Here is a 16,975-nt window from a genome sequence, read left to right as displayed (position 1 = left end):
CCCACCGGGTCGCCTGGCGGCGGGCCGCGAGGGTGGCCCCGCGAGACCGACCCGTACGGCCGAGATCGACCCTCAGAGGGCCGATCTCGTGACGTACGGGTCGATCTCGCGTCGGGGAGGGCCTACCGTCGAGACGTGACGGGTGTCGACTCCTCCCAGGTGGCGTGGCCGCCCGTCGTCCTCGTGCACGGCTCACGCACGTCGCGGTCGATGTGGCGCGACCAGCTCGCGGCCCTGCGCCGCGCGGGCGTCGACGCGCTCGCCGTGGACCTGCCGGGGCACGGGGCGCGGCGGGGCGAGGCGTTCACCCTGGACGGTGCCGTGGAGGCCGTCGCGGCCGGGGTCGACGACCTGGGCGGGCGTGCGCTCGTCGTCGGGCTGTCGCTGGGCGGCTACGTCGCGATCGAGGCGCGGGCGCGGCACCCCGAGCGCGTCGTCGGCCTCGTGGCCGCCGCCTGCTCGACCCCGCCCGCCACGCGGCTGCGTGGGGGCTGGCTCCTCGTCGCGCGCGGCATCGAGCGGCTGCCCGACGGCGGAGCGGGGCTCAACCAGGCGCTCGTCGACCGCGCGCTGACGCCGCAGGGCGCGGCCGACCTGGCGGCGGGCGGGTTCGCGCTCGACGTGATGAGCGCGATCCTGCGCGAGGTCGAGGCGGTCGACCCCGTGACGGCCCTCGCCGCCACGGACTCGCCCGTGTGGCTGGTCAACGGCCGGTGGGACCACTTCCGGTTCGGCGAGCGCGGCTTCGTGGAGGCGGCCCGGCACGGGGGAGCGCCCGCGCGGCTCGTGGTCGTCCCGGGCGCCCGGCACCTCGTGAGCCTCGACGCACCGGTCGCGTTCAACCGGATCCTTCTCGACGCCCACCGCGCGGTCGCGACGAGCGGACCGACGGCCGGGGAGGGCGGGGCGGCACGGCCGCGCGTCGCGCCGCACCGCACGGTCGCGCGCTGAGGCGGTCAGGCGGGCGGCAGGTCCCAGGCGCGTGCCCCGCCGACGAGCGCGGCGGAGTTGGGCACGACGACGACGTCGTCGCCGAGGCGGTCGAGCACGCTGGGGGTGATCTGCCGCGAGTTCCCACCGCCCAGGTACAACCGGTCCCACCAGAAGACGGGACGCAGGCCCTCGACGACCGTGAGCACGCGCCGCGACCACAGCCCGTTGCCGAGCCGGCGCCGCTCGGGCTCGCCGACGTACTCGTCGTACGTCGTGCCACGGCGCACCGGGGCGCGCGACCACTCGAGGTGCGGCGCGAGCCGTCCGCCGTGGAACAGCGCCGAGCCCAGCCCTGTCCCGAGCGTCAGCACGAGCTCCAGCCCGGACGCCGCGACGACGCCCGCGCCGTGCACCTCGGCGTCGTTGAGCACGAGGGCGGGCACGCCGAGGCGCGCGGACACCGCGGCCTGGACGTCGAAGCTCGTCCACGCCTCCGCGAGGGCCGGATCCACGCGGGAGCGCGGGCCGCTGCGCGTCACGTAGTGCGGCGTGTGCACGACGACGCCGCGCCGGATCATGCCGGGCATGCCGACGGTGACCCGGTCCGCGGAGGGCAGCGTGGCCGAGATCTCCGCGATCGTCTCGACGAGCAGCTCGGGGGGCAGCGGGTAGGGCGTCGGCACGCGGACGGCGGCGGCGTGCGCGGTGCCCGACGCGTCGAGCACGTTCGCCTTGATCCCTCCGCCGCCGCAGTCGACGGCGAGGGTGCGGACGTCTGCGCGGTCGCCGGTCATGGGCGGCAGCGTAGGCACGACGGCGCGCGCGCCGCACGGCCGGGCGACTACGGTGAACTCCCGTGAGCGACGCCCCTGCCCCCGACGCACGCCCCGACGACCCCGCACCCGGCGCGCCCGGTGCGGACGCGTACTCCGGGCCGATCGTGCGGCAGGATCCGCCCGACGACGTCGTGCGGGTCCGCCTCGACCTCGCCTACCAGGGGACGGACTTCGCCGGCTGGGCCCGCCAGCCCGCGCTGCGCACCGTCCAGGGCGCGATCGAGGAGGGGCTGGCGACGCTCCTGCGCGGTCCGGCGCCTCGCCTGACCGTCGCGGGACGCACCGACGCGGGGGTGCACGCGCGCGGCCAGGTCGCGCACGTCGACCTCACGCGTGACCAGTGGGCGGCCCTGCCCGGGCGCTCCGACCGCACGCCGGGCGACGCGCTCGTCGCGCGGCTCGGCGGGGTGCTCCCGGGGGACGTCGTCGTGCACCGCGCGGCGCCGGCCCCCGACGGGTTCGACGCGCGGTTCTCGGCCCTGCACCGCGCGTACACGTACCGGGTCGCGGACGACCCGGCGCGGCGCGACCCGCTGCGGCGGGCGTGGGTCCTGTGGAACCGGCGCCCGCTCGACGTCGCCGCGATGGACGCCGCCGTGCGGCCGCTGCTCGGGGTGCGCGACTTCGCCGCCTTCTGCAAGCCCCGGCCCGGGGCGACGACGATCCGCGAGCTCCAGCACCTGTCGTGGTCGCGGCCGGTCGACGGGCCCGATGCGGGTCTCGTCGTCGCGCAGGTCCGCGCGGACGCGTTCTGCCACAACATGGTGCGCGCGCTGGTCGGCGCGTCGCTCGCCGTGGGGGAGGGCCGGCGCGGGGTCGACTGGCCCGAGCAGCTCCTCGTGAGCCGGCGGCGCGACGCGGGGGCCGGTGTCGTCCCCGCCCACGGGCTCGTGCTCGAGGAGGTCACCTACCCGCCCGACGACGAGCTCGCGGCGCGCGCCGACCGGATCCGCGCCGTCCGGAACGAGGAGGACGTCTGGGACGAGGGCGCGTCGCGCAACCTGGGCTGATTCCCGGAGGGCTACCCCGTCACGGCTCCTCGACGACGTGCACGGCGGCCTCCTCGGCGCCCGCGGCGCCCCCGGAGATGCCCTCGTCGTCCGCGTAGGTGTCGTTCTGGCGACCGTCCAGCGCGTCGGGGTCCGCCACGAGGCGGCCCGAACGGGTCGCGTCCGGTCGGTCGAGCGGGTCCCGGTCCCACTCCTCCGGCTCCTCCTCGGCGAGCCGCTGGTCGAGCGTCTCGCCGTGCACCTCTTCCCACGGCGTCTCGCCGTAGTGGTTCTTGCGCGGGCGGTCGGGCGGGGAGTAGCCCTCGTCGAGCACGTCGTCGACGCCGCGGTCGAGCAGCGTGTCCTCGGCCTGGAGCTGGTCGTTGTCGCCCTCGGCGCCGGTCTCCGGGTCCGGGCTGGTGCCGGTGGTGTCTTCGCTCATGCGTCCACAGTGGCACCTCGGACGGTCGGACGCAGCATCTGCGCCCCGACCTGCACCGACGTGCCGCCGGCGATACCGTGGGAGGGGTCGCGTGCGCCGCGGCCGCCCCGCGAACGAGCCCGAGAACCGAGGACCACCATGGCCGGCATCGACGACATCCTGTCCACCATCCCGCTCGACCAGCTCGCCGGTCGGCTCGGCGTCGACGAGGCGACGGCGCAGCAGGCCGTGGGCGCGGCGCTCCCCGCGCTGCTCGGCGGGCTCCAGGCGAACGCGCAGGACCCGGCGGGCGCGGCGTCGCTCGGCAAGGCCCTCACGCAGCACGACCCGTCGCTCGTGGAGGGCGGGGTGAACCTCGACGACGTGGACACCGCCGACGGCGAGAAGATCGTCCGCCACGTGTTCGGGTCGAACGAGGAGGCCGTCGTCGCGCAGCTCGCGGACTCGACGGGCACGCAGCAGGGGCTGCTGTCGAAGGTCCTGCCCGCGCTCGCGCCGATCGCGCTGGCGTTCCTCGCGAAGCAGCTCGGGGGCAAGGACTCCGGTGCGGGGTCCTCCCCGGCCGCGCAGGAGAGCGCGGGCGGCGGCCTGGGCGACCTGCTCGGCGGTCTCCTGGGCGGCGGTTCCGGTGGCTCCGGCGGCGGCCTCGGGGACCTCCTGGGCGGCCTGGGCGGTCTCCTCGGGGGCGGCCGGCGCTGAGCCCGGGGCCGACGACGGCCGCCCCGCTCGGGTGCGTCGACGCCGGAGCGGTCGGGGGCGCGCAGAATCCGCGTGACCCGGCGGGTCCGCCCGGGGGACGATGGCCTCGTGGGACACCTCGACCTCAGCGACATCATGTATCACCTGCCCGACGGGCGCACGCTCCTCGACGGCGTGAGCCTGCGCGTCGCGGACGGCGCGCGGGTCGCGCTCGTCGGGCCGAACGGGGTCGGCAAGTCGACGCTCCTGCGCATCGTCACGGGCGACGTCGCGCCGCACGGCGGGGCGGTCGTGCGCAGCGGCGGCCTCGGCGTCATGCGGCAGGACGTCGGGCGCATCGACGACGACCGCACGGTCCGCGACCTGCTCGTCGAGCTCGCGCCGGCCGCGGTCAAGCAGGCGGCGCTCGAGCTCGCCGCGGCGGAGCACGACATCATGACGGTCGACGACGAGCCCGCCCAGCTCCGGTACGCCCAGGCGCTCGTCGACTGGGCCGACGTCGGGGGCTACGACGCCGAGGCGGCGTGGGACGAGGTGACCGACGAGGTCCTGTCCGTCCCGTTCGACAAGGCGCAGTGGCGCGACGTGCGCACGCTGTCCGGCGGCGAGCAGAAGCGCCTGGCGCTCACGGCGCTGCTCCGCGGGCCCGAGGAGGTCCTGCTGCTCGACGAGCCGGACAACCACCTCGACGTGCCGACCAAGCGCTGGCTCGAGGAGCGGCTGGTGGCGTCGCCCAAGACGGTCCTCTACGTCTCGCACGACCGCGAGCTGCTGTCCCGCACGGCGACGCAGGTCGCGACGCTCGAGCCGACGCCGGGCGGCGGGACGGTCTGGGTGCACGGCGGCGGCTTCGCGACCTACGCGCGGGCGCGCGCCGACCGGCGGGAGCGCCTGGCGGAGCTCGCGCGCCGGTGGGACGAGGAGCACGCCAAGCTGCGCGAGCTCGTGCAGACGCTCAAGACCAAGGCCGCCTACAACGACGGGCTCGCGAGCCGGTACCAGGCGGCGAAGACGCGCCTGCGCAAGTTCGAGGAGGCGGGCCCCCCGGAGGTGCTCGCGCGCGAGCAGCGCGTCACCGTGCGGCTCGCGGGCGGTCGCACCGCCAAGCGTGCCGTGACGTGCCAGTCGCTCGAGCTCACCGGCCTCATGCGGCCGTTCGACCTCGAGGTCTTCTTCGGGGAGCGCGTCGCGGTGCTGGGCTCGAACGGGTCGGGCAAGTCGCACTTCCTGCGGCTCCTCGCCGCCGGCGGGAGCGACCCCGAGCCCGGGGTGGTGCCCGACCCCGCGACGTCCGACGCCGTCCGGCCGGACCCCGTGGCGCACGCGGGCCGCGCGGTGCTCGGCTCGCGCGTGCGGCCGGGCTGGTTCGCCCAGAACCACGACCACCCCGAGCTGCGCGGGAGGACCCTCCTGGAGATCCTGCACCGCGGCGACGGGCACCGGGCCGGGATGGGCCGCGAGGGCGCGAGCCGCGCGCTCGACCGCTACGAGCTGGTCGGCCAGGCGGAGCAGCGCTTCGAGACCCTGTCGGGCGGGCAGCAGGCGCGGTTCCAGATCCTCCTGCTCGAGCTCGACGGTGCGACCCTCCTGCTGCTCGACGAGCCGACGGACAACCTCGACCTCCACTCGGCCGAGGCCCTCGAGGCCGGCCTCGCGGCGTTCCAGGGCACGGTGCTCGCCGTGACGCACGACCGGTGGTTCGCGCGCGGGTTCGACCGCTACCTCGTGTTCCGGGGTGACGGGGAGGTCGTCGAGGCGCCGGAGCCGGTCTGGGACGTCGAGCGGGTGCAGCGGGCACGGTAGCCGGGTGCGGGGGCCGGGTGCCGCCGTCCCTATCCTGGTGGGCATGGCCGTCCACAAGATCGTGCTCTTCTACGCCTTCACGCCGTTGCCCGACCCCCGCGCGGTGCAGCTCTGGCAGCGGGCGCTGGGGGAGCGCTGGAACCTCACGGGACGTGTGATCGTCGCGGAGCACGGGATCAACGCGACGCTGGGCGGGACGGTCGAGGACCTCAAGCAGTACGTGAAGACGACCCGGCAGTACCCCGGCTTCGAGGGCATCGACGTCAAGTGGTCCGACGGCACGGGTCGGGACTTCCCGCGCCTGTCCGTGAAGGTGCGGCCCGAGCTCGTGGCGTTCGGCGTCCCCGACGAGGTCGTGGTCGACGAGAGCGGCGTCGTGGGGGGCGGCACGCGGCTGAGCCCGCAGGCCCTGCACGACCTCGTGGCGGAGCGGGGCGACGACGTCGTGATGTTCGACGGCCGGAACGCGTTCGAGGCGGAGATCGGGCGGTTCCGCGGGGCCGTCGTGCCGGACGTCGCCACGACGCGCGACTTCGTCGCCGAGATCGACTCGGGCCGCTACGACGACCTCAAGCAGCGACCGGTCGTCACGTACTGCACCGGCGGCGTGCGGTGCGAGGTGCTGTCCGCGCTCCTGACCGCCCGCGGCTTCGAGGAGGTGTACCAGCTCGACGGCGGCGTCGTGCGGTACGGCGAGGCGTTCGGGTCGCAGGGGCTGTGGGAGGGCTCGCTCTACGTGTTCGACGAGCGCATGCACGTCGACCTCGGCCCGGGGTCGACCCCGCTCGGCGCGTGCACGGGGTGCGGGGCGGCGACGGCGAAGTACGAGAACTGCGCCGACCCGAGCTGCCGGACGCTGCGCCTGTACTGCCCGGACTGCGTGCACGTCGCGCGCTCGACGCGGTGCGAGACGTGCGTGGTCGAGCGCCCGGCCGCCGGCCTGCCCACCGGTCCCGCCGCTTTGACCGCCGGCCTGCCCCGCGGGTAGTCTGGTGAGTCGTTGTGCTCATCTCACGACGCCCGTGTCGCTAGCGCGCCCACTCGCTGCCGGCCAAGGAGCGGGTGTCGACCGAGCCCGCCGCGCAACGACCTGCCCTCTCGGCCGCACGCTTCAGCGGCCGAAGAAGACATTCTGAGACAGAAACGAAGGCTACGACCGTGCGTACGTACACCCCGAAGCCCGGCGACGTCCAGCGCGACTGGTACGTCATCGACGCGACCGACGTCGTCCTGGGCCGCCTGGCCACCCACGTGGCCACCCTGCTGCGCGGCAAGCACAAGCCGACCTTCGCTCCGCACGTCGACGGCGGTGACTTCGTCATCGTCATCAACGCCGGCAAGGTCGCCCTGAGCGGCAACAAGCGCGAGCAGAAGATGGCCTACAACCACTCCGGGTACCCGGGTGGTCTGCGTGCCGTCGCCTATGGCGACCTGCTCGACAAGCACCCCGAGCGTGCTGTGGAGCGGGCCGTGCGCGGCATGCTCCCCAAGACCACCCTCGGTCGCGCCCAGTTCGGCAAGCTCAAGGTCTACGCGGGTGCCGAGCACCCGCACGCCGCGCAGCAGCCGAAGCCGTTCGAGATCACCCAGGTCGCGCAGTAATCGCCGCCCAGGCGTAGCGCACAGAGAGACGCGAGGACACCACCCGTGGCCGAGACCACCGTCGACACCGACACCCTGGGCGACGAGACGCCCAGCACCTACACCTCTGAGTCCGCCGCCCCCACGGGCCGCGGTCAGAGCATCACCGCTCCCGGCCAGGCCCTGGGCCGCCGCAAGGAGGCCGTGGCGCGCGTGCGCCTCGTCCCCGGGACCGGGCAGTGGAAGATCAACGGGCGCTCGCTCGAGGACTACTTCCCGAACAAGGTTCACCAGCAGCTCGTGAACTCCCCGCTGAAGCTGGTCGACGTCGAGGGTCGCTTCGACGTCGTCGCCCGCATCAGCGGCGGCGGCACCTCCGGCCAGGCCGGTGCGCTGCGCCTCGGCATCGCGCGTGCGCTCAACGCGATCGACGCCGAGCACAACCGCCCCGCGCTGAAGAAGGCCGGCTTCCTCACTCGCGACGCCCGCGTCGTCGAGCGCAAGAAGGCCGGTCTCAAGAAGGCCCGTAAGGCACCGCAGTACTCCAAGCGCTGATCCGCGCTGTGCGCTCGTCGGCCCCGGTGGACCTCGTCCACCGGGGCCGACGTCGTTCGTGAGGGACGGTGACCAAGGCTCGCCGAGGGCGGGCGGGGGCAGGCGGTCGTACGGTCGACGTACGGCCGGTCGAGGAAGGACTTTCCATGGGACGGCTTTTCGGCACCGACGGGGTGCGCGGTCTGGCGAACGGCAACGTGACGGGCGAGCTCGCGCTCGACCTCGGCGTCGCGGCGGCTCGCGTGCTCGCGAGCGGGCAGGAGGAGGGGCACCGTCCGCGCGCGGTCGTGGGGCGTGACACGCGGGTCTCGGGCGAGTTCCTGGGCGCGGCGCTCATCGCCGGGCTCGCGAGCGCGGGCGTCGACGTGAAGGACGTGGGCGTGCTTCCGACCCCGGCCGTCGCGTACCTGACGAGCACCATGGACGTCGACTTCGGCGTCGTGATCTCGGCGTCGCACAACCCGATGCAGGACAACGGGATCAAGTTCCTCGCACGCGGCGGCGTCAAGCTCGACGACGCGGTCGAGGACCGGATCGAGAGCCTGCTCGGGCAGGAGTGGCAGCGCCCGACGCACGGCACGGTCGGCCGCATCTCGCCCGACCGGGGCCGCGCGGGCGGCGCGTACGTCGAGCACCTCATGGCGAGCATCGGAGCGGACGAGGACCACAAGCCGCTCGCCGGGCTGCGCATCGCGGTCGACTGCGCGAACGGCGCGGCGAGCGACGTCGGCCCCGCGGCGCTGCGTGCGGCCGGCGCGGACGTCGTGGTCATCAACGCGAGCCCCGACGGCCGCAACATCAACGCCGCGTGCGGCTCGAACCACCCGGAGCAGCTCCAGGCCGTCGTCGTGGCGTCCGAGGCGGACTTCGGCGTCGCGTTCGACGGCGACGCGGACCGCTGCATCGCGGTCGACCACGGCGGCACGGTCGTCGACGGCGACCAGATCATGGGCGTCCTCGCGCTCGCGCTCAAGGACGAGGGCGAGCTCCCGCACGACACGCTCGTCGTGACCGTGATGAGCAACCTGGGCCTCCTGCTCGCGATGCGCGACGCGGGGATCACCACCGTCCAGACGGCGGTCGGCGACCGGTACGTCCTCGAGGAGATGCGGGCCCACGGGTACGGGCTCGGGGGCGAGCAGTCGGGGCACATCGTGCTGTCGCGCTACGCGACCACGGGGGACGGCGTGCTCACGGCCCTCCAGCTCGCGGCGCGCGTCCGGGCGACGGGCCAGAAGCTCGCCGACCTGGCGAGCGTCGTGCAGCGCCTCCCGCAGACGCTCCTCAACGTCTCCGGCGTGGACAAGGCGCGAGCGTCGAGCGACGAGGTGCTGCTCGCCGCCGTCGCGGACGCGGAGCGGACGCTCGGCGAGACGGGTCGCGTGCTGCTCCGGCCGTCGGGCACCGAGCCGCTCGTGCGCGTCATGGTCGAGGCGGCGACGCAGCAGCAGGCCGACGCCGTCGCGGCCCGGCTCGCGGGGGTCGTGCGGGACCGGCTCGCGCTGTGAGCGCGACCGGGCGGGGGACAGGAGTGCGCCAGGGGGTCGACGAGGCGCTGCGCGAGCACGTGGTCGCGCTCCTCGACGCGTACGACGACGGCGTCCTGCCGATCGTGCAGGCGGGTCAGCCCGTGCTGCGCACGCCGGCGGTGCCGTACGCAGGACAGCTCGGCGACGTGCTGCCGCGGTTCCTCGACGCGATGCGCGCGACGATGCACGCGGCGCCCGGGGTGGGCCTCGCGGCGCCGCAGGTCGGGATCGGCCTCGCGGTCGCCGTCGTGGAGGACCCCGGCACCCCGGACGTGGACGACGAGCGCGAACGCCCGCCGCTCGCGTTCCGGGTGCTCGTCAACCCGAGGTACGAGGCCGTCGGCGACGAGACCCGGACCTTCTTCGAGGGGTGCCTCTCGGTGCACGGCTGGCAGGCGGAGCGGACGCGCGCCCGCTCGGTGCGCCTCACCGGGCAGGACGAGGCGGGCGAGCCGTTCGACGACGTGCTCACCGGGTGGGCGGCACGGATCGTCCAGCACGAGACCGACCACCTGCGGGGCGAGCTCTACGTGGACGGGGCCGACCTGCGCACCCTCTCGTCCACGCTCGGGGTCGCCAGGCTCCCGGGCGCCTCGCGCGAGGCGCGCTGACCGGGCCACGCGGCGCAACGCGCGGCGCGGGCGCGTCGGCACGCGAGACTACCGGGGTGGACCCGCTCACCCGACTCCTCGCCGCGCCGCCCGACCTGCCGGTGGCGCACCACCTCGCCGAGGTGGTCGCCGCGGTGCGCGCGGAGGGCGCCGTCGTCGTGCAGGCGCCGCCCGGCACGGGCAAGACGACCCTCGTGCCACCTGCCCTCGCCGTCGCCCTGGGGGACGCCCCGGACAGGCGCGTCGTCGTGACGCAGCCCCGGCGGCTCGCCGCCCGGGCGGCGGCCCGGCGGCTCGCGACGCTGCTCGGCGAGGACCTCGGCGGCACCGTCGGCTACACGGTGCGGGGCGAGTCGCGGACGTCGCGACGCACCCGCGTCGAGGTCGTCACGACGGGCACGCTCGTCCGCCGGCTCCAGCGCGACCCGGAGCTGCCGGGCGTGGCGGGCGTCGTGCTCGACGAGGTGCACGAGCGCCATCTCGAGGACGACCTCGCGCTCGCGCTCCTGGCGGACGTGCGCGAGAACCTGCGCGACGGCCTCGCGCTCGTCGCGATGTCCGCGACGGTCGAGGCCGGGCGGACCGCCCGGGCTCTCGGCACGGGCGCGCAGGCGGTGCCGGTCGTGGCGGTCGAGGGCGGGCTCCACCCGGTCGACGTCGTCTGGTGCCCGGGGGGCGGTCCGCGCACCGACGCACGGGGGACCGCGCCCGCGCTGCTCGACCACGTCGTCGCGACCACGCACCGCGCGCTGCGCGAGCGGACGGGTGACGTCCTCGTGTTCGTCCCCGGCGCGCGCGAGGTGGACACCGTCGCGGGGCTGCTGGCACGCGGGTCGTCGGACGTGGACGTGCGCCCGCTGCACGGCCGCCTGCCCCCGCGCGAGCAGGACCGGGCGCTCGAGCCCGGGCCACGACGCCGCGTCGTGGTCTCGACGGCGGTCGCGGAGTCGTCCCTCACCGTCCCGGGCGTGCGGGTCGTGGTGGACGCCGGGCTCGCGCGCGAGCCGCGCACGGACGTGCGCCGTGGGCTGCCCGGCCTCGTGACGGTGGCCGTCAGCCGGGCGGGCGCCGAGCAGCGCGCCGGCCGTGCCGGGCGCGAGGGCCCGGGGGCGGTGTACCGGTGCTGGTCGGAGGGCGACCACGCGCGGCTCGCGCGGCACCCGGAGCCGGAGATCCGCACGGCGGACCTCACCGGGTTCGCGCTCGAGCTCGCGTGCTGGGGCAGCCCCGACGGTGCGGGGCTCGCGCTGCTGGACCCGCCGCCCGCGGCCGCCTGGGCCGTCGCCCGCGACGTGCTGCACGGGCTGGGGGCCGTGGGGCCGGACGGGGTGACGCCGCTCGGGCGCCGCGTCGCCGCCGTCCCCGCCGACCCGCGGCGCGCGCGGGCGCTGCTCGACGCCGTCCCCGAGGTGGGCGCGGAACTCGCCGCCGAGGTCGTGGCGCTGCTCTCGGAGGACGTGCGCGTGCCGGGCGCCGACCTGCCGGCCGCGCTGCGCGGGCTGCGTCGCGGCGGACCGGGTTCCGGCGCGTGGGCCGCGCAGCGGGACCGGCTCGAGCGGGTGGCGCGTGCCGCGGGCACGACCGCCGGGGTATCGCGCCCGGCCGCACCGCGCAGACCCACCGACGACGCCGCCGTCGGACACGTCGTCGCGCTCGCCCACCCGGACCGCCTGGCCCGCCTGCGGCCGGGAGGCGAGACGTACCTCCTGGTCTCGGGCGCCGGCGCGCGGCTGCCACCAGGCTCGCCCCTGCAGGGCACGCCGTGGCTCGCGGTGGCGGACGTGGACCGCGCCGCGGGCCGGGCGGACGCCGTCGTGCGGTCCGCCGCCCCGGTCGACGAGGCGACGGCGCGGGCCGCCGCCGCGCCCGAGCTGCGGTCGACCGGCGTCGCCGAGTGGTCGGGCGGGCGCGTGCGCGCCACCCGGGTCACCTCGCTCGGCGCGATCGAGCTCGCGCGCGAGCCGTGGCGGGACCCGCCCGCGGACCTCCTGGTGGCGACCGTGCGCGACGGGCTGCGCCGGGACGGTCTGTCGGGCCTCCCGTGGTCCGACGGCGCGCGCCGGCTGCGCGACCGCCTGCGGTTCCTGCACCGCGTCCTGGGAGACCCGTGGCCCGACGTCGGCGACGAGGCGCTCCTGGCCCGCCTGGACGACTGGCTGGGCCCCGACGTCCATGCCGTCGCCCGGGGGCAGCGTCCGGACCTCGGGGGCGCGCTGCGCCGTCTGCTGCCGTGGCCGGAGGCGGCGCGCCTCGACGCGCTCGCGCCCGAGCGGCTCGAGGTCCCGAGCGGCTCGCGCGTCGCCGTGGCCTACGACCAGGACCAGCCCGTGCTCGCGGTCCGGCTCCAGGAGACGTTCGGATGGGCGAGCACGCCGCGCGTCGCGGACGGGCGCGTGCCCGTGCTGCTGCACCTGCTGTCCCCGGCGGGTCGCCCGGCCGCGGTCACGGCGGACCTGGCCTCGTTCTGGGTGCAGGGCTACCCGCAGGTGCGGGCCGAGCTGCGCGGGCGCTACCCCAAGCACGCGTGGCCGCAGGACCCGGGCACCGCCCAGCCGCTGCGGGGGACGCCACGTCCGCGACGGCGCGACGCCTGAACGGGGCCCTGGTCCTCACGACGTACGCTCCCGTCGCGAGAAGTCGTTCGTCGGGATGACGCGTCGGCGGCCGCGGCACGGAAGACTCGTCACCGGGCGCGGCGCTGCCGGGCGGGAATCCTCAGGGGCCAACCGGGGGTTTCCCTGATGGTCGACGTCGTCGCGCTCCGTAGGCTTGTCGTGGCGCAGGACGCCCGACCTGCCGCCGCCGCCAGCCTGGCCTCCCCGCCAGCCGACGAACGAGGACGCCGTTGCCCGACGCCGTGTCGACCTTCCTGGAGAATCTGGAGACCTGGATTCTCGCCCTCGCGGCGTCCGCGTGGATCTATCCCGCGCTGTTCGGCTTCGCGACGATCGACGGGTTCTTCCCGCCCATCCCGAGCGAGTCCGTCGTCATCACGCTCGCCGTGTCCGCGCACGCGACCGGCGAGCCGAACCTCCTGCTCGTGCTCCTGGTCGCCGCGGCCGGCGCGTGGACGGGCGACCAGATCGCGTTCTCGATCGGCCGCGCCATCGGCACCGACCGCGTCCGGTTCCTGCGCTCACCGCGGGGCCGCAAGGCCGTGGCCTGGGCGGAGCGGGCCCTCGCGCACCGCGGGGCCTCGTTCATCCTCGCCGCGCGCTACATCCCCGTCGGCCGCGTCGCGGTGAACATGACGGCCGGCGCCGTGGGGTACCCGCGCCGCCGCTTCATGGCGTTCTCCGGGATCGCGGCCGTCACGTGGGCGGTGTACTCGGTCCTCATCGGTCTCGTCGCCGCGCAGTGGCTGGGCCACGAGCCGCTCCTCGCGATGGTCGTCGGCGTCGTCCTCGGGGTGGCCACCGGCTTCGTCATCGACCGCGTGCTCATGATGCGGGCGCGGCACCGGGGCGAGCTCCCGGTGGTGGTCCCCGTGCATGAGGCGCCGACGAACGGCGACCCGGCTCCGCAGGAGGCGATCACGGAGGTGGCCGGCGCGGAGGCGGCCGGCGCCGACGAGGGCGTGTCGTCCGGGGCGCCGGGGGCGACGCCGCCGGGGAGCACGGGCGGGCCGGGCACGCCGCGCGCGCCGGGCGCGACACCCGGCGCCTGAGCCGAGCCGCCGCGAGCCGGGTCCTGGTGGCGGGCCTCGCCCGCTACGGCGTCGCGCGGGCTCAGAGCTTGCGCAGCCGCACGCGCTGGACGGAGTGGTCCGACCCCTTGGTGAGGACGAGCGTCGCGCGACCGCGCGTCGGCAGGATGTTCTGCTCGAGGTTCGGGGCGTTGATCGCGTCCCAGATCGACTTCGCCTTCTCGACCGCCTGCTCGTCCGTGAGGTCGGCGTAGCGGCGGAAGTACGACTCGGGACGGGCGAACGCCGTGCGGCGCAGGGCGAGGAACCGGTCGACGTACCACTGCCGGATGTTGCGCGTGCGGGCGTCGACGTAGATCGAGAAGTCGAAGAAGTCGGAGACCGCGACCGTGGACTCGTCGTGCGCGCTCGGCCGGGCCGGCTGGAGGACGTTCAGCCCCTCGACGACGAGCACGTCGGGCTTGCGCACGACCGCCTCCGCCCCGGGCACGATGTCGTACGTGAGGTGGTCGTAGACGGGCGCCTTGACCTCGGCGTGGCCCGCCTTGACCTTGGACAGGAACCGGATGAGCGCGCGCCGGTCGTAGGACTCCGGGAAGCCCTTGCGGTCCATCAGGCCGCGGCGGTCCAGCTCCGCGTTGGGGTAGAGGAAGCCGTCGGTCGTGATGAGCTCCACGCGCGGCGTCTCGGGCCAGCGGGCCAGCATCTCGCGCAGGACGCGAGCGGTCGTGGACTTGCCCACCGCGACCGAGCCCGCGACGCCGATGACGTACGGCGTGTTGCCCGTCTCCTCCCGGAGGAACGTCGACGTCGCCTCGTGGAGCCCCGACGTCGCGGTCACGTAGAGGTTGAGCAGGCGCGACAGCGGGCGGTAGACCGCGTCGACCTCCGCGAGGTCGATGGGGTCGCCGAGGCCGCGCAGCCGGGTGACGTCGTCGTCCGTCAGCGGGAGCGGCGTCGACTCCGACAGGCGGCTCCACACCGCGCGGTCGAGGTCGACGTACGGCGAGGACGACGGCGCCGCGAGATGGGCCGGCAGGAGGTCGGACGGGTCGTCGACGGGGAAGGACACCCGCCCGATTCTGCCGGATCCGCGGCCGTGCCGGTGCACGAGGGCCTTCGACTCTGGTGCCGGACGCCCCGCAGTGCGCGACCGGTCGACCTCGGACGCATCTCCGGCAGTCGCTTCGTGTTGGGTGGCGGAGCGCGGCCCCTTGCCCGCGAGCGTGAACCCCGGTCGGCGTACCGCCCTCCTGAGAGGCCGATCCGTACGGTGGTCACGAGGTCGACCCTCACCGGCCCGGGCGCCGCTCGCCCGCGGGGCGCTTTTGGCAGCGGACCTCACGAAAAACCGCGTGATCGTGCGGCTCCGGAGTGGCGCACGTCCGTGGATAGACTCGATCACCATGTGCGGAATCGTGGGCTACGTAGGCCCTGGAACCATGGTCGGAGAGGCCTCGGGGCGACCCCTCGACGTCGCTCTCGAAGGACTCGGCAGGCTCGAGTACCGCGGCTACGACTCGGCCGGTGTCGCGCTCGTCGCACCCGGGATCGACGCCGTCGCGTTCGCCAAGAAGTCGGGCAAGCTCGCGAACCTCGTCGAGGAGATCGACCTGCACCCGCTCCCCGCGGCGACCGCGTCGATCGGTCACACGCGCTGGGCGACGCACGGCGGCCCGACGGACACCAACGCCCACCCTCACCTCGCGGACGACGACCGCCTCGCGGTCATCCACAACGGGATCGTGGAGAACTTCGCGACGCTCAAGTCCGAGCTGCTCGCCGAGGGGGTGCAGTTCCGGTCGGAGACGGACACGGAGGTCGCGGCGCAGCTCCTCGCGCGCGCCTACCGCGAGACCAAGGACCTCACGCTCGCGATGGGCCAGGTCGCCCGCCGCCTCGAGGGCACGTTCACGCTCCTGGCCGTCCACGCCGACTCGCCCGACACGGTCGTGGGCGCGCGGCACGACTCGCCGCTCGTCGTCGGGATCGGGGAGGGGGAGAACTTCCTCGGCTCGGACGTCGCGGCGTTCATCTCCCACACCAAGGAGGCGCTCGAGCTCGGGCAGGACCAGATCGTCACGATCACCCCGACGTCCGTCGAGGTGAGCGACTTCGACGGGAACCCGGCCGAGGCCAAGCGCTACACGGTCGACTGGGACGCCGCGGCCGCGGAGAAGGGCGGCTTCTCGTCCTTCATGGACAAGGAGATCCACGACCAGCCGCACGCCGTCGCGGACACCCTGCTCGGCCGGACGGACCCGTCGGGCAAGCTCGTGCTCGACGACCTGCGCATTGACGAGGCCGTGCTCCGGTCGGTCGACAAGATCATCGTCGTCGCGTGCGGGACCGCCGCCTACTCGGGCCACGTCGCCAAGTACGCGATCGAGCACTGGTGCCGCATCCCGGTCGAGGTCGAGCTCGCGCACGAGTTCCGCTACCGCGACCCGATCGTCGACGAGAAGACGCTCGTCGTGGCCGTGACGCAGTCCGGCGAGACGATGGACACGCTCATGGCCGTGCGCCACGCGCGCGAGCAGGGCGCGAAGGTCATCTCGATCGTCAACACGCACGGGTCGACCATCCCGCGCGAGTCCGACGCCGTGCTCTACACGCACGCCGGGCCGGAGATCGCGGTCGCCTCGACCAAGGCGTTCCTGTCGCAGATCACCGCGGCGTACCTCCTCGGGCTCTACCTAGCGCAGCTGCGCGGGAACAAGTTCCCGGACGAGATCTCGGCGATCCTCGAGGACCTGCGCGACATGCCGCGCAAGATCCAGACCGTCATCGAGCGCGGCGAGTACGTGCGCGCGACCGCCCGGTCCATGAAGGACGCGAAGTCCGTCCTCTTCCTCGGTCGCCACGTCGGGTTCCCGGTCGCGCTCGAGGGCGCGCTCAAGCTCAAGGAGCTCGCGTACATCCACGCGGAGGGCTTCGCCGCGGGCGAGCTCAAGCACGGGCCGATCGCGCTCATCGACGAGGGCCAGCCGGTGTTCGTCGTCGTGCCGTCGCCGAAGGGCCGCGAGGGCCTGCACTCGAAGGTCATCTCGAACATCCAGGAGATCCGGGCCCGCGGTGCGCGGACGCTCGTCATCGCCGAGGACGGGGACGACGCCGTGCGCCCCTACGCGGACGAGATCTTCTGGGTCCCGGAGTCGCCGACGCTGCTCTCGCCGCTGCTGGCCGTCGTGCCGCTGCAGATCTTCGCGATGGCGCTCGCGACGGCCAAGGGCCTCGACGTCGACCAGCCCCGCAACCTCGCGAAGTCGGTCACGGTGGAGTAACCCCTCGACCCCGCCGAGCATGTGCTTGTGGCCCGTCCGGACGTCCGGACGGGCCACAAGCACATGC

At 75.0% G+C, this 16,975-nt stretch carries 15 protein-coding genes; 12 read left to right on the top strand and 3 right to left on the bottom strand.

The window, feature by feature from the left end:
• Positions 1–135: 135 nt before the first annotated feature.
• On the top strand, positions 136–951 hold the full coding sequence (locus ACFVN3_RS20530) for an alpha/beta fold hydrolase (protein ID WP_378234817.1): 816 nt from the start codon (positions 136–138) through the stop codon (positions 949–951).
• A 5-nt stretch (positions 952–956) separates the two neighbouring features.
• Here ACFVN3_RS20530 and ACFVN3_RS20525 read toward each other — a convergent pair whose 3' ends face one another.
• Positions 957–1,727: an ROK family protein gene (locus tag ACFVN3_RS20525; RefSeq protein WP_378234816.1), complete on the bottom strand. Its 771-nt coding sequence runs from the start codon at positions 1,725–1,727 to the stop codon at positions 957–959.
• Positions 1,728–1,873: 146 nt separating this feature from the next.
• On the opposite strand from ACFVN3_RS20525, the gene truA reads away from it, so the two are divergent.
• Positions 1,874–2,779: a tRNA pseudouridine(38-40) synthase TruA gene (gene truA / locus ACFVN3_RS20520; RefSeq protein ID WP_378234818.1), complete on the top strand. Its 906-nt coding sequence runs from the start codon at positions 1,874–1,876 to the stop codon at positions 2,777–2,779.
• 19 nt (positions 2,780–2,798) lie between these two features.
• On the opposite strand, the gene ACFVN3_RS20515 is transcribed toward truA, so the two are convergent.
• Complete coding sequence (locus tag ACFVN3_RS20515; RefSeq protein ID WP_237841961.1) at positions 2,799–3,200, bottom strand: DUF5709 domain-containing protein; 402 nt, start codon at positions 3,198–3,200, stop codon at positions 2,799–2,801.
• Between the two features lie 138 nt (positions 3,201–3,338).
• Here ACFVN3_RS20515 and ACFVN3_RS20510 point away from each other — a divergent pair, with 138 nt between their 5' ends.
• The 9 genes from ACFVN3_RS20510 to ACFVN3_RS20470 all read left to right on the top strand — a co-directional run bounded on the left by ACFVN3_RS20510 (position 3,339) and on the right by ACFVN3_RS20470 (position 13,645).
• Entirely contained in the window at positions 3,339–3,899 is a 561-nt protein-coding gene (locus ACFVN3_RS20510; protein WP_378234815.1) for a DUF937 domain-containing protein, read from the top strand.
• 108 nt (positions 3,900–4,007) lie between these two features.
• Positions 4,008–5,702, top strand: a complete 1,695-nt coding sequence (locus tag ACFVN3_RS20505) for an ATP-binding cassette domain-containing protein (protein ID WP_378234814.1) — start codon at positions 4,008–4,010, stop codon at positions 5,700–5,702.
• A gap of 43 nt (positions 5,703–5,745) precedes the next feature.
• Positions 5,746–6,690, top strand: a complete 945-nt coding sequence (locus ACFVN3_RS20500) for a rhodanese-related sulfurtransferase (protein ID WP_378234813.1) — start codon at positions 5,746–5,748, stop codon at positions 6,688–6,690.
• A gap of 170 nt (positions 6,691–6,860) precedes the next feature.
• Positions 6,861–7,304 carry a 50S ribosomal protein L13 gene (gene rplM / locus ACFVN3_RS20495; protein WP_047234564.1) on the top strand — a complete coding sequence of 148 codons (444 nt, stop codon included), beginning with the start codon at positions 6,861–6,863 and terminating at the stop codon, positions 7,302–7,304.
• 45 nt (positions 7,305–7,349) lie between these two features.
• Positions 7,350–7,838, top strand: coding sequence for a 30S ribosomal protein S9 (gene rpsI, locus ACFVN3_RS20490; RefSeq protein ID WP_047234563.1), 489 nt, complete (start codon positions 7,350–7,352; stop codon positions 7,836–7,838).
• 146 nt (positions 7,839–7,984) lie between these two features.
• Positions 7,985–9,346, top strand: coding sequence for a phosphoglucosamine mutase (glmM, locus tag ACFVN3_RS20485; RefSeq protein ID WP_378234812.1), 1,362 nt, complete (start codon positions 7,985–7,987; stop codon positions 9,344–9,346).
• Positions 9,343–9,978, top strand: a complete 636-nt coding sequence (locus tag ACFVN3_RS20480) for a peptide deformylase (RefSeq protein ID WP_378234811.1) — start codon at positions 9,343–9,345, stop codon at positions 9,976–9,978. Before glmM ends, ACFVN3_RS20480 begins: the two co-directional genes overlap by 4 nt.
• A 56-nt stretch (positions 9,979–10,034) precedes the next feature.
• Positions 10,035–12,572 carry an ATP-dependent helicase HrpB gene (gene hrpB, locus ACFVN3_RS20475; protein WP_378234810.1) on the top strand — a complete coding sequence of 846 codons (2,538 nt, stop codon included), beginning with the start codon at positions 10,035–10,037 and terminating at the stop codon, positions 12,570–12,572.
• A gap of 251 nt (positions 12,573–12,823) precedes the next feature.
• On the top strand, positions 12,824–13,645 hold the full coding sequence (locus tag ACFVN3_RS20470; RefSeq protein WP_378234809.1) for a DedA family protein: 822 nt from the start codon (positions 12,824–12,826) through the stop codon (positions 13,643–13,645).
• A 61-nt stretch (positions 13,646–13,706) separates the two neighbouring features.
• Here ACFVN3_RS20470 and coaA read toward each other — a convergent pair whose 3' ends face one another.
• Entirely contained in the window at positions 13,707–14,696 is a 990-nt protein-coding gene (gene coaA / locus ACFVN3_RS20465; protein WP_378234808.1) for a type I pantothenate kinase, read from the bottom strand.
• 334 nt (positions 14,697–15,030) lie between these two features.
• Here coaA and glmS point away from each other — a divergent pair, with 334 nt between their 5' ends.
• Positions 15,031–16,908, top strand: a complete 1,878-nt coding sequence (gene glmS / locus ACFVN3_RS20460) for a glutamine--fructose-6-phosphate transaminase (isomerizing) (RefSeq protein WP_378234807.1) — start codon at positions 15,031–15,033, stop codon at positions 16,906–16,908.
• Positions 16,909–16,975 lie beyond the last annotated feature (67 nt).

The organism is Cellulosimicrobium sp. NPDC057862, assembly GCF_042797035.1.
Classification (GTDB): domain Bacteria; phylum Actinomycetota; class Actinomycetes; order Actinomycetales; family Cellulomonadaceae; genus Cellulosimicrobium.
Note: the sequence above shows the minus strand (reverse complement) of the source record. Positions and strands in the feature narration are given on the sequence as shown.

Coding starts and splice junctions, on each gene's coding strand:
- ACFVN3_RS20515 (WP_237841961.1), bottom strand. CDS start 3,200: ATGAGCGAAGACACCACCGGCACCAGCCCGGACCCGGAGACCGGCGCC.
- glmM (WP_378234812.1), top strand. CDS start 7,985: ATGGGACGGCTTTTCGGCACCGACGGGGTGCGCGGTCTGGCGAACGGC.
- ACFVN3_RS20525 (WP_378234816.1), bottom strand. CDS start 1,727: ATGACCGGCGACCGCGCAGACGTCCGCACCCTCGCCGTCGACTGCGGC.
- ACFVN3_RS20500 (WP_378234813.1), top strand. CDS start 5,746: ATGGCCGTCCACAAGATCGTGCTCTTCTACGCCTTCACGCCGTTGCCC.
- ACFVN3_RS20510 (WP_378234815.1), top strand. CDS start 3,339: ATGGCCGGCATCGACGACATCCTGTCCACCATCCCGCTCGACCAGCTC.
- glmS (WP_378234807.1), top strand. CDS start 15,031: ATGTGCGGAATCGTGGGCTACGTAGGCCCTGGAACCATGGTCGGAGAG.